Origin of the sequence: Pantoea eucrina, from assembly GCF_001691555.1 — a bacterium.
In the GTDB taxonomy this organism is placed as follows: Bacteria; Pseudomonadota; Gammaproteobacteria; order Enterobacterales; family Enterobacteriaceae; genus Pantoea; species Pantoea borealis.
Map to the genome: position 1 here is coordinate 57,371 of NZ_MAYN01000004.1, position 12,898 is coordinate 70,268.

The window sequence follows — 12,898 nt, forward strand, 5'->3', positions numbered from 1 at the left end:
TTCTGGCTATGCTTCAGCGCGATGTGGTTAAGCCGAGGCGTTCAGCGCGATAGCTGCCGTTGAGAATAGCCTGCCACCACTGCGGGTTAGCCAGATACCACTCCACCGTTTTACGTATGCCGCTCTCAAAGGTTTCCTGTGGTGTCCAGCCCAGTTCGCGGGCAATTTTACCGGCATCGATGGCGTAACGCAGATCGTGTCCGGGACGGTCGGTAACAAAGGTGATCAACTCACGATAGCTGCCGATCGCCGCAGGACGTTGCCCGGGGGCAAGCTCATCGAGCAGATCGCACAGGGCATGCACCACATCAAGATTACGTCGCTCATTATGACCGCCAATATTATAGGTCTCGCCTGCTTTGCCGTGACTGACAACGGTATAGAGCGCGCGCGCATGATCTTCCACATAGAGCCAGTCGCGGATCTGGCTGCCGTTGCCATAAACCGGCAGCGCCTTGCCCGCCAGCGCATTGATGATGGTCAGCGGGATCAGCTTCTCCGGAAAATGGCGCGGGCCATAATTATTGGAGCAGTTGGTCACTACCACGGGGAGGCCATAGGTTCGCATCCAGGCACGCATCAGATGATCGCTGCTGGCTTTTGATGCGGAGTAGGGGCTGCTCGGCGCGTAAGGCGTGGTTTCGGTAAAAAAGTCGTCCGTGCCGTGCAGATCGCCAAACACTTCGTCCGTAGAAATATGATGCAGCAGGAAATCAGCCTGGCGCGTGCTCTCCAGCGTCTGCCAGTAGTGGCGTACCGCTTCCAGCAGATGATACGTGCCGACAATATTGGTTTCGATAAAGGCAAACGGACCATCAATCGAGCGATCGACATGGCTTTCTGCTGCCAGATGCATCACGTAGTCGGGCTGATACTGCGCCAGTACCCGGTCAAGCTCTGGCCGGTGACAGATATCAACCTGCTCAAAGGTAAAACGCGGATCGTGCTGCACGTCAGCCAGCGACGCCAGATTGCCGGCATAGCTCAGCTTATCCACCACCACCACCTGGTGCTCCGTGCTTTCAATCAGAAAGCGCACCAGCGCTGAGCCAATAAATCCCGCGCCGCCGGTGATCAGAAAGCGCTTCATCGCCAGACTCCTTTGGTATCGACAATCCACGGCTGGGCAATTTGCGCGGCGTCAATCGCCCGGAACCGGGCATGATCGACCAGCATGACCAGAATGTCAGCCTGCTGCAGCGCCTGCTCTGCAGACACCAGCGACGCGTCCTGCGCCAGCCGGTCAGGGATCGTCGTAACGTGCGGCTCGACAACCCAGGTTTTTCCGCTGTGCCACGCCGCAATACGCTGCGCTACCGCCATCGCCGGACTCTCACGCAGATCGTCGATATCGGGCTTAAAGGCCAGCCCGAAGCAGGCAATTGCGATCTCGCTGGCACGCTTATCACTCTGCGTCACACACTCTGCCAGCGCCTGTTTTACCTGTTCCAGTACCCAGCCAGGCTTGGCATCATTCACTTCACGCGCGGTGCGGATCAGCCGCGCCTGCTGCGGGTTCTGCGCCACAATAAACCACGGGTCGACGGCAATGCAGTGCCCGCCCACGCCGGGGCCAGGCTGCAAAATATTAACGCGCGGATGACGGTTCGCCAGCGCTATCAGCTCCCAGACGTTGATCTTCTGATCGGCGCAAATCAGTGACAGCTCATTCGCAAAGGCAATATTGACATCGCGAAAGCTGTTTTCCGTCAGTTTGCACATCTCCGCCGTACGCGCGTTGGTTTCAACGCAGGCACCGCGCAGAAAAATACGGTACAGCTCGCTGGCCCGCGCTGAGCAGGCGGGCGTCATGCCGCCAATCACGCGATCGTTCTCCAGCAGTTCGGTCATAACTTTGCCAGGCAGCACCCGCTCCGGACAGTAGGCGATAAAGATATCGCTTTCACCCTCATGCTGAGGGAAACGCAGATCGGGACGCGCCTCTGCCAGCCACTCTGCCATCTGCTCTGTGGCGCCGACCGGCGAGGTAGACTCCAGAATAACCAGATCGCCGGTTTTCAGTACCGGTGCCAGCGACAGCGCTGCCGCACGGACAAAGCTCAGGTCTGGCTGATGATCGTTCATAAAGGGCGTCGGCACTGCGATCAGAAACGCCTCTGCCGGTTCTGCCGTTGTGGTGGCGCGCAGCAGCCCCTGCTGTACCGCCTGCCGGACGACCTCACCGAGATCGGGCTCCACGATATGGATTTCACCCCGGTTAATGGTGTCAACGGCGCGCAGATTGACATCCACGCCCACGACCTGCTTTCCCCTTGAAGCGAAAACGGCTGCCGTTGGCAGCCCGATGTAACCCAGTCCGATGACGGAAATGGTATTAAAAGACATAATTAAACTCTGTTGTTGTTCAGCGCCTGCAGAATGCGTGCACAGGCGTGGCCGTCGCCATAAGGGTTGTGCGCCCGGCTCATACTCTGCCACGCCTCTTCATCCTGCAGCAGCAGGGTGACTTCAGCGACAATGGTATCGATATCCGTACCAACCAGTTTTACCGTCCCTGCCGCGACCGCTTCCGGCCGCTCTGTGGTATCACGCATCACCAGCACCGGTTTCCCCAGCGACGGCGCTTCTTCCTGAATCCCACCGGAATCGGTGAGGATCAGCCATGAACGGTTCATTAACCAGACAAACGGCAGATACTCCTGCGGTTCGATCAGAATGATATTATCGATGCCGCTAAGTATCCGGTTAACCGGCTCGCTGACGTTGGGATTGAGATGCACCGGATAGACAATCTGCGCCTGCGGATGAAGGCGGGCAATCTGCGCCAGCGCGCTGCAGATACGCTCAAAACCCTTACCAAAACTTTCGCGCCGGTGACCGGTAACCAGGATCAGCTTTCTGTCCGGATCCAGAAACGGATAGCGCGCCGCCAGGCGGGCATTGAGATCGGCATTGGTCAGGACGCGATCGCGTACCCACAGCAGCGCATCGATCACCGTGTTGCCGGTGACGAAAATACGCGCATCAGGAAGATTTTCCCGCAGCAGGTTCTGCCGCGATGTCGTAGTGGGGGTAAAGTGATAGCTTGCCAGATGTCCCGTCAGCGTGCGGTTGGCCTCTTCCGGCCAGGGTGACATCAGGTTACCGGTGCGCAGGCCCGCTTCAACGTGCCCTACCGGGATCTGCTGGTAAAAGGCCGCCAGGCTGGCAGCCAGTGTGGTGGTGGTATCACCATGCACCAGCACCACGTCAGGTTTAAAATCGGCTAAAACGGTTTTCATGCCCTGCAGAATACGGCAGGTGATTTCGGTCAGTCCCTGCTCCGGACGCATGATATTTAAATCGTAATCGGGCTGCAGCTGAAACAGATGCAGCACCTGATCGAGCATTTCACGGTGCTGTGCGGTGACGCACAGTCGGGATTCAAATGCAGCATCCTGCGCCAGTGCCTGCACCAGCGGCGCCATTTTAATGGCTTCAGGACGGGTGCCAAATACAGTCAGTACTTTCACGCTGATTCTCTTATTGGCGAATAGCTGATAACGCACGCGGCCGGCGCACCAGCGCCACACCCGCGCCGACCAGCGCACCGATCGCTCCCCACATCACCATCATAAACAGACGGCGCGGGCTATCGCGTGAAACGGGCTCTTCCGGCGTGCGCAGGTAGCGGTAAGTCTGGAACTGTTTATCCAGACGAGGGCCAGCCTGTAGCGTGCTCAGCATCGCCCTGTTTTGATCATAGCTTAAATCGTAGGCGGGGCCGCTGGCCTGCAGCATATCGAGCTGAGCCTGCAGTCGCTGCTGCCCCAGTAAAAAGCGGTCGCTCTCTGGCAGACTTTCACCCGCAGCGGGCGCCCGGTTATCGGTAATACCCTGCTGGCTGGCCAGCTTCAGCGCCTGTTCAATACGCTGACGCTGGCGATCGTATACTGCCTGCGCCACGGCCTGCTGCCGGTCAACCTGCGACTGCAGCTGCACGTCTCGCGCCTGCCATGCGCCTTTCAGTTCTTCATTCAGATGACGGGCCGCACGCTCACTGGCGTAGGCAATGTACTGCCGTAAAAGATTGTTAGCGTCACCTGCGGTTTCTGCCACCAGCCGGACCGTATCAAGCGTGTTGTGCGCGCTATCTGCCGGCATAAACTGGATATTGGTGATCATGTCATCCAGCAGGGCGGCATCATTGTGTGCATTACCGCTTTTACGACTTTTAAAATAGTCGGTCTGCTGCCAGAAGTCGCGACGCGTATCCCATGACGCGAGCTGCATGGTGAACTCCTGATACACCTCATCCATTACGGTAGGTGCCGGATTATTCAGGCTCAGCGTAGTGCTGTGGATATCAAGGTTATTCAGAAACTGCTGCTGTACATAGTAGTCGCCCAGCATGTTCACCGTTGGCCTGTCGGTCACCGCCGTGGTGCTCCACGCCTGTTTCATCAGCATTGAAGCCAGCCAGGCCAGCAGGGCAAACAGAACAGCGCAGCCCGCTATCCAGCGTTTACCACGCCACAGCGTGCAGCCCAGGCCGCGAATATCCAGTTCATTCTCCACAACAGCGGTCATAACAGCGGTGTCCTTATCGGATGCTTATCCAGGTCATGTTTTATTGATATGCGCGTGATTCCATCTGCGCTTGAGACGGCGAATCATTCGTGCCATACGCCACGCGTGCTTAATACAGTAGCCGTAGAGCAGAAATGCCACCAGGAAGAGCACCAGCATGACCCACTCAGGTATGAAAGCCAGATATTCGCCCAGCACCCCAATGCCTGCCAGCAGCGCCGCCGCCAGCGTGATCAGCAAAAAAGCCTGCCGTGACGAGAAGCCGGCACGCATGATGAGATGGTGAATATGTTGCCTGTCGGCTGAGAAGGGACTCATGCCCTTGCGTAACCGGCGATACATGATGGCTACCATATCCATTAAAGGAATGGCGATCAGCCACAGCGCGGTGACCGGCGTAATAGGATGACTCAGGCCCTGAGTGGTTTCCAGCAGGATCCAGATAATGGTGAAACCGATCATGGTGCTGCCGGCATCACCCATAAATACTTTATAGCGTTTGCCCAGAAAACCCAGGTTCAGCAGGATATAGGGAATAGTGGCGGCGATCATAGCGAAACACCACATAGCCAGGCTGGTCATGCCGTCGAAATAGAGAATGATACCCATTGCTCCGAACGTCACACAGGAGAGCCCGCCCAGCAAGCCATCAATACCGTCAACCATGTTAAACGCATTAATTGCCGCCCAGACGGCGAACAGCGTTAATACATAGCCAAAGGGACCCACGACAATCTCTACCGGACCCACAATAAAACCCAGACTCAGCAAATAGAGCTTAGCGCCATACATCATCACGACGGCGATAATCGCCTGCATACAGGCACGAAACTTTACGCTGATATCAAAGCGATCGTCGAGCGCGCCTACCAGTACCAGCACGCCAGCACAGAACAGATAGAGCAGGCCATTCGGCATATAGGACTGCGTAATAAGGAACGCGAAGCAAACGCCGGCGTAAACGGAAATACCGCCAACGAGAGGAATAACACCCTGATGCTTTTTCCTTGCATTAGGTTTATCAACTAACCCGATTTTTTTTGCGACCTTGCGGGCCATAAAAAGGAATGCCAGAGAGAAGAGAAAAGTTAAACCCAGCTCTGCACCCATAGTGAGTAAATTCACATTAACGCTCTCAGCTAAAATCGTGGACAACAATAACCAAAACCCCGGTTATTGCTGTATATCCCTGTCTGACCAGGCCGCAGCGCGCGCAATTGCTGAAAAAATCGCCGCCTTTCTGCTTGCGTCATTCTAAACGTTTTCTGACTCGCCTAATCCTAATGCGCACAAATAAAAAACGCCACGATAAGCCGTGGCGTTTAACAGAAATAATGCCGATCTATTACCTGCGTAACAATATAATTGCTTCGCTTTTAGCCGCTTATGAGCGCTTCATCATATCGAAGAATTCATCGTTGGTTTTGGTCATTGCCAGCTTGTTGATGAGGAACTCCATCGCGTCAATCTCACCCATCGGATGAATAATTTTACGCAGGATCCACATCTTCTGCAGCTCTTCCTGAGAAGTGAGCAGCTCTTCTTTACGGGTACCGGAGCGGTTGTAGTCAATGGCCGGGAAGACGCGTTTTTCCGCAATTTTACGTGACAGGTGCAGTTCCATGTTACCTGTACCTTTAAACTCTTCGTAAATCACTTCGTCCATCTTCGAACCGGTATCAACCAGCGCTGTAGCGATGATCGTCAGGCTACCGCCCTCTTCCACGTTACGTGCTGCGCCGAAGAAACGCTTCGGACGATGCAGGGCGTTGGCATCAACACCACCGGTCAGTACTTTACCTGAGGCAGGTACCACGGTGTTGTAGGCACGCGCCAGACGGGTAATGGAGTCGAGCAGGATGATAACATCTTTCTTATGCTCAACCAGGCGCTTGGCCTTTTCAATCACCATCTCGGCAACCTGCACGTGACGTGATGCTGGCTCATCAAAGGTAGAGGCGATAACTTCGCCTTTAACCAGACGCTGCATCTCGGTTACTTCTTCCGGACGCTCGTCGATCAGCAGGACCATCAGCACGCAATCCGGATGATTGTAAGCAATGCTCTGCGCAATATTCTGCAGCAGCATGGTTTTACCCGCTTTAGGCGGTGCCACAATCAGACCACGCTGGCCGCGACCAATTGGCGACGCCAGATCCAGGACGCGAGCGGTTAAATCTTCAGTTGAGCCATTACCCCGCTCCATACGCAGACGACTGTTAGCGTGCAGCGGCGTGAGGTTTTCGAACAGAATCTTACTGCGGGCGTTTTCCGGCTTATCGTAGTTAACTTCGTTAACTTTCAGCAGGGCAAAATAGCGCTCGCCCTCTTTTGGCGGACGGATTTTACCGGAAATGGTATCACCAGTACGCAGGTTAAAACGACGAATCTGGCTGGGAGAAACATAGATATCATCAGGACCGGCGAGGTAGGAGCTGTCTCCGGAACGGAGGAAACCAAATCCGTCCTGCAATATCTCCAGCACGCCATCACCAAAGATGTCTTCGCCGCTCTTCGCATGTTGTTTGAGGATGGCGAAAATAATGTCCTGTTTGCGCATACGCGCCAGGTTTTCCAGCCCCATATTTTCGCCGAGAGTAATCAGCTCAGAAACCGGCGTATTCTTTAATTCGGTAAGATTCATAGTGATGGGTTCTTAAACTCGGGGTAATTCTCGAAATGATTGTCGTGAATGGTATGGCAAAAATTCCATGCCTGTTAATGGCTCTTTTTCAACGCTGCTCGGCGGGTATCGTCTGATAGGGCGATAGGAAGCGAGAGACGGTCGAAAGATGATGCCGGGTATGCTAGCCGTCAGATTGCCAAACCACAAAAACGTTCAACTCGAGCGGGGTCTGACAAGAGAAATCTTTAGATGCAAACTACAAAGGTAAGTGCGTAATGCAGTATCGTCAAATTAGCACGCCTGACCAGCGGCGTCCAGCAGTGGCGAAAAAATTCACCACTGCGGAACAGAGCGCGTTGCGCTTACGCCAGATTGGCGTTCAGGAACTCTTTCAGCTGGCCTTTAGACAGCGCACCCACTTTAGTTGCCGCCACTTCGCCGTTTTTAAACAGCAGCAGGGTCGGAATACCACGGATGCCATACTTTGGCGCGGTACCTGGGTTCTCATCAATGTTCAGCTTGGCGATGGTAAGCTTACCGTCGTACTCTTCAGCAACTTCATCAAGGATCGGGGCGATCATTTTGCAAGGACCACACCATTCAGCCCAGAAGTCAACCAGGGTAACACCCTCGGCTTTCAGCACGTCAGTATCGAAACTGTCATCGGTGAGGTGAACGATTTTATCGCTGCTCATGTTTAACTCCAAAGATTATGCCTGGCGAATTGGCGTAAAATATACCAACGTTGGTTAACTTTATTTCATCGGATACGCTTTCGTAAAGCGATAGTAAGCTGATATTCTACCACACTATGAGCAAAACACACTTAACCGAACAGAAGTTTTCCGACTTCGCCCTGCACCCTCAGGTCGTGGAAGCCCTTGATACTAAAGGCTTTCAGCATTGCACGCCTATTCAGGCGCTCGCACTGCCTTTTGCGCTTTCAGGGCGTGATGTTGCGGGTCAGGCGCAAACCGGTACCGGCAAAACGATGGCGTTTCTGACGTCAACGTTTCATTATCTTCTTTCTCACCCTGCTGCTGAAGGGCGTCAGGTTAATCAGCCGCGTGCGCTGATCATGGCCCCTACGCGTGAGCTGGCCGTACAGATTCACGCCGATGCGGAGCCGCTGGCCAAAGTCACCGGCCTGAAAATGGGGCTGGCTTACGGCGGCGATGGCTATGACAAACAGCTTAAAGTGCTCGCTGACGGTGTCGACATCCTGGTAGGCACTACCGGACGTCTGATTGATTACGCCAAGCAGAATCATGTGAACCTGGGTGCCATTCAGGTTGTGGTGCTGGACGAAGCCGATCGCATGTTCGATCTCGGCTTTATTAAAGATATTCGCTGGCTATTCCGCCGCATGCCGCCTGCCACGCAGCGTCTGAGCATGCTGTTTTCCGCGACGCTCTCTTATCGCGTCCGGGAACTGGCGTTTGAGCATATGAATAACGCGGAATATGTTGAAGTGGAACCGGAACAGAAAACCGGCCACCGCATTAAAGAAGAGCTCTTCTATCCATCTAATGAAGAGAAAATGCGTCTGCTGCAGACGCTGATTGAAGAAGAGTGGCCAGATCGCGCCATCATCTTTGCTAACACCAAGTACCGCTGTGAAGATATCTGGGGCCATCTGGCCGCCGATGGTCATCGCGTGGGTCTGCTGACCGGCGATGTCCCGCAGAAAAAGCGTCTGCGCATTCTGGATGATTTTACCAAAGGCGACGTGGATATTCTGGTGGCAACAGATGTGGCAGCGCGCGGTCTGCATATTCCGGCCGTGACGCACGTCTTTAACTATGACCTGCCGGACGATCGCGAAGATTATGTTCACCGTATTGGTCGTACCGGCCGTGCCGGTGCCAGCGGGCACTCTATCAGCCTCGCGTGCGAAGAGTATGCGCTTAACCTGCCTGCGATTGAGGAGTATATCGGTCACGGCATTCCGGTAAGCAAATACAACAGCGAGGCGCTGCTCAGCGATCTGCCACCGGCAAAACGTCTGCAGCGGAACCGCACCGGCAACGGTCAGCGCCGCGGCGGTAATAACAGTAATCGCCGGAGCAGTGCGCCCCGTAACCATAACCGTAAACGCTCAGGTTAACCCTACATGCTAAGCGCATCATCACTCTATGCAGCGATCGACCTCGGGTCTAACAGCTTTCATATGCTGGTGGTGCGTGAAGTTTCCGGCACTATTCAGACCGTTGCGCGCATCAAGCGCAAAGTCCGGCTGGCAGCAGGACTCAATGCTGACAGCGAACTCTCTGCTGAGGCGATGCAGCGCGGCTGGCAGTGCCTGAAACTGTTTTCGGAACAGCTGCAGGATATCCCGCCAGAGCAGATCCGCGTGGTGGCGACCGCCACGCTGCGCATCGCGCGCAATGCGCCAGCCTTTCTGACCACCGCTGAAGCGATCCTTGGCTGTCCGGTCAATGTTATCAGCGGTGAGGAAGAAGCGCGCCTGATCTATCAGGGCGTGGCCCATACGACCGGCGGCTCCGACCAGCGTCTGGTCGTCGATATTGGCGGGGGCAGCACCGAGCTGGTTACCGGTGAAGGCTCGCATGCAACCACCCTGTTCAGCCTCTCAATGGGCTGCGTCACCTGGCTGGAGCGTTTTTTCAGCAATCGCCATCTGACGCAGGAAAATTTTGATCGGGCAGAGCAGGCAGCGCGCGACATGCTGCAACCGGTGGCAGGCGCGCTGCGTGAAAAAGGGTGGCAGGTCTGTGTCGGTGCGTCCGGTACCGTTCAGGCCTTGCAGGAGATCATGGTGGCGCAGGGGATGGATGAGCGTATCACCCTGAGTAAACTGCAGCAGCTCAGGCAGCGTGCTATTCAGTGCGGCAAGCTGGAAGAGCTGGAGATTGAAGGCCTGACGCTGGAGCGGGCACTGGTCTTTCCCAGCGGTCTGTCGATTCTCATCGCGATTTTCAATGAGCTTAACATTGACAGCATGACGCTGGCAGGCGGTGCGCTGCGCGAAGGTCTGGTGTATGGCATGCTGCATCTGCCGATCAATCGCGATATCCGCAGCCGTACCCTGCACAATGTGCAGCGCCGTTTTTCTATTGATGTGGAACAGGCCGCGCGGGTACAGCAGCTGGCTGAAGGATTTTTTCGTCAGGTCAGCCAGAGCTGGAAGCTTGACCAGCGCTGCCGCGATCTGCTGTTGAGCGCCTGTGCCGTACATGAAATTGGCCTGAGCGTTGATTTTCGTCAGGCTCCCCGGCACGCTGCTTATCTGATCCGCCATCTTGATCTGCCGGGCTTTACGCCCGCACAGAAAAAAGTGCTCGCCTGTTTGCTGCAGAACCAGAGCGGCAGTATCGACCTGGCCCTGCTGGCTCAGCAAAATGCGGTGCCGCCGCGTACGGCCGAGCGTTTAAGCCGCCTGCTGCGCCTGGCGATCATCTTCTCCACGCGCCGCCGTGACGATACGCTCCCGGCGGTACGCTTACTGGCAGAAGAGGATGCGCTGCACCTGACGCTGCCGGCGGGCTGGCTGGAGGCGCATCCGCTGCGCGCCGAGCTGCTGGAGCAGGAGAGCCACTACCAGTCATACGTGCACTGGCTTCTGACCTTCTCCTGATGGCGTAACGACTGCCATCACTTTTTTGCATTTGCCAGCATTGCACGCAAACCGGCAACCCGGGTTTGCCCGGTTTTTACGCGCTCTTCTGCGCTCACCACTTTTTTCTCACGCTCCCACTCAACGTCATCCTGCGGCAGTTCCAGTAAAAAACGACTGGGTTCAGGACGAACCAGTTCGCCATACTGGCGGCGCTCCCGGCAGAGGGTAAAGGTCAGCTCTTTCTGCGCGCGCGTAATGCCCACATAGGCGAGACGCCGCTCCTCTTCAATGTTGTTCTCATCAATGCTGCTCTGGTGCGGCAATAGCCCCTCCTCCATGCCTACCAGATAGACATAGGGAAATTCCAGCCCTTTTGATGCGTGCAGCGTCATCAGCTGAACCTGGTCGAGATCTTCATCACTTTCCCCCCGCTCCATCATATCGCGCAGGGTAAAGCGCGTAACAACCTGCGCCAGCGTCATGGGTTCATTCAGCTCATCACCTTCGAGCATTTCTGTCATCCACTGAAACAGCGTATTGACGTTTTTCATCCGCATCTCTGCGGCTTTCGGGCTGCCGGAGGTCTCAAACAGCCAGCTTTGATAATCGATGCCGCGGATCAGGTCACGCACCGCAGTGATCGGCTCACGTTCAGTCAGCTGCACAATCTCATTCAGCCAGTGCGTAAAACGCTGCAGATGCTCCAGGCCGCGTCCGCTCAGCGTCTGAGTCAGCCCCATGTCAAAACTGGCATGAAACAGGCTCTTGTTACGCAGCGTGGCCCACTCACCCAGCTTCTGCAGCGTAGCCGGTCCGATTTCACGACGCGGCGTATTCACAATACGCAGAAACGCGCTGTCGTCGTCCTGGTTGGTCAGCACGCGCAGGTAGGCCAGCAGATCCTTGATCTCCGGACGCGAAAAGAACGAGGTGCCACCGGAAATACGATAGGGAATGCGGTTTTGCATCAGCAGCTTTTCAAACACGCGCGACTGGTGATTACCGCGATAGAGAATGGCGTAATCTTTATACTGCGTGCGGTTAATGAAGTGATGCGCAATCAGCTCGCCGGTCACGCGCTCTGCTTCATGATCTTCATTATTCGCGCTCAGCACTTTCAGCGACTCGCCCACGCCCAGTTCGGAAAAGAGACGCTTTTCAAACACGTGCGGGTTATTGGCGATCAGAATGTTAGCCGCTTTGAGAATACGCTGCGAAGAGCGATAGTTCTGCTCCAGCTTGACCACCTCCAGCGCCGGAAAATCCTCTTTCAGCAGTACGAGGTTTTGCGGACGCGCCCCGCGCCAGGAGTAAATAGACTGATCGTCATCGCCCACCACGGTGAATCGCGCGCGCGGCCCCACCAGCAGTTTTACCAGCTCATACTGGCTGGTGTTGGTATCCTGATACTCATCCACCAGCAGATAGCGAATACGCTGCTGCCAGCGCTCCCGTACCGCCTCATTACGCTGCAGCAGCAGCGTAGGCAGCAGGATGAGATCGTCAAAATCGAGCACGTTGCAGGATTTCAGATGCTGATCATAAAGCTGATAGCAGTGCGCAAATATCTGGTCGCGCTGAGATTTTGCTATCGCAGCGGCACCCTGCGGATCGATCAGATCGTTTTTCCAGTTAGAGATCGTGGCAATCAGCTGCTGCAGCTGCGTTTTATCCTCTTCCAGCCACTGGCTGGTCAGCTCTTTCAGCAGCGCCAGCTGATCCTGATCGTCAAACAGCGAAAAGCTCGACTTCATGCCCAGCGCGGCATATTCACGCTTGATAATCTCCAGCCCCAGCGTATGAAAGGTTGAAATCATCAGGCCGCGCGCCTCTTTACGTCCCAGCGTTTGCGCCACGCGCTCTTTCATTTCGCGCGACGCCTTATTGGTAAACGTGACCGCTGCAATGTGGCGCGCCTGATAGCCGCATTCGCGGATCAGGTGAGCAATTTTATTGGTAATGACGCGGGTTTTACCGGAACCTGCCCCCGCCAGCACCAGGCAGGGGCCGGTGACAAATTCGACAGCACGTTGTTGGCCGGGGTTTAAACGCATAACGTAATTTCACTCAACAAATTCAATTTCAGGGATGATCCCTTAAATAAATCGAATTGCAGGCAGGCGGCAAGTGGATGAGTCTTCGGGAGCTTACCTGGGTAAGTG

10 protein-coding genes are annotated in these 12,898 nt (G+C 55.3%); 2 read left to right on the top strand and 8 right to left on the bottom strand.

Going from position 1 to position 12,898, the window contains the following annotated elements; all coding sequences use genetic code 11:
* Positions 1 to 13: 13 nt before the first annotated feature.
* From rfbB to trxA, 7 genes are all read right to left on the bottom strand, one after another.
* Positions 14 to 1,090, bottom strand: coding sequence for a dTDP-glucose 4,6-dehydratase (rfbB, locus tag BBA90_RS02740; RefSeq protein WP_065647816.1), 1,077 nt, complete (start codon positions 1,088 to 1,090; stop codon positions 14 to 16).
* A complete protein-coding gene (gene wecC / locus BBA90_RS02745; RefSeq protein ID WP_065647817.1) occupies positions 1,087 to 2,346 on the bottom strand; it encodes a UDP-N-acetyl-D-mannosamine dehydrogenase in 1,260 nt (419 codons plus the stop codon). Before wecC ends, rfbB begins: the two co-directional genes overlap by 4 nt.
* A gap of 2 nt (positions 2,347 to 2,348) precedes the next feature.
* On the bottom strand, positions 2,349 to 3,473 hold the full coding sequence (gene wecB / locus BBA90_RS02750; RefSeq protein WP_065647921.1) for a non-hydrolyzing UDP-N-acetylglucosamine 2-epimerase: 1,125 nt from the start codon (positions 3,471 to 3,473) through the stop codon (positions 2,349 to 2,351).
* A gap of 10 nt (positions 3,474 to 3,483) precedes the next feature.
* A complete protein-coding gene (gene wzzE, locus BBA90_RS02755; RefSeq protein WP_065647818.1) occupies positions 3,484 to 4,530 on the bottom strand; it encodes an ECA polysaccharide chain length modulation protein in 1,047 nt (348 codons plus the stop codon).
* A gap of 33 nt (positions 4,531 to 4,563) precedes the next feature.
* Positions 4,564 to 5,640 carry a UDP-N-acetylglucosamine--undecaprenyl-phosphate N-acetylglucosaminephosphotransferase gene (gene wecA / locus BBA90_RS02760; RefSeq protein WP_065647819.1) on the bottom strand — a complete coding sequence of 359 codons (1,077 nt, stop codon included), beginning with the start codon at positions 5,638 to 5,640 and terminating at the stop codon, positions 4,564 to 4,566.
* A gap of 274 nt (positions 5,641 to 5,914) precedes the next feature.
* Positions 5,915 to 7,174 (bottom strand): transcription termination factor Rho, encoded by a 1,260-nt coding sequence (gene rho, locus BBA90_RS02765; RefSeq protein WP_039381703.1) that lies wholly within the window; start codon positions 7,172 to 7,174, stop codon positions 5,915 to 5,917.
* Positions 7,175 to 7,518: 344 nt separating this feature from the next.
* Positions 7,519 to 7,851 (bottom strand): thioredoxin TrxA, encoded by a 333-nt coding sequence (trxA, locus tag BBA90_RS02770; protein WP_039381699.1) that lies wholly within the window; start codon positions 7,849 to 7,851, stop codon positions 7,519 to 7,521.
* 116 nt (positions 7,852 to 7,967) lie between these two features.
* Here trxA and rhlB point away from each other — a divergent pair, with 116 nt between their 5' ends.
* Entirely contained in the window at positions 7,968 to 9,263 is a 1,296-nt protein-coding gene (gene rhlB, locus BBA90_RS02775; RefSeq protein WP_065647820.1) for an ATP-dependent RNA helicase RhlB, read from the top strand.
* Between the two features lie 6 nt (positions 9,264 to 9,269).
* Positions 9,270 to 10,754, top strand: coding sequence for an exopolyphosphatase (ppx, locus tag BBA90_RS02780; protein WP_065647821.1), 1,485 nt, complete (start codon positions 9,270 to 9,272; stop codon positions 10,752 to 10,754).
* A gap of 17 nt (positions 10,755 to 10,771) precedes the next feature.
* Here the strand turns inward: ppx and rep are convergent, their stop codons facing one another.
* Positions 10,772 to 12,790 (bottom strand): DNA helicase Rep, encoded by a 2,019-nt coding sequence (gene rep / locus BBA90_RS02785; RefSeq protein WP_065647822.1) that lies wholly within the window; start codon positions 12,788 to 12,790, stop codon positions 10,772 to 10,774.
* Positions 12,791 to 12,898 lie beyond the last annotated feature (108 nt).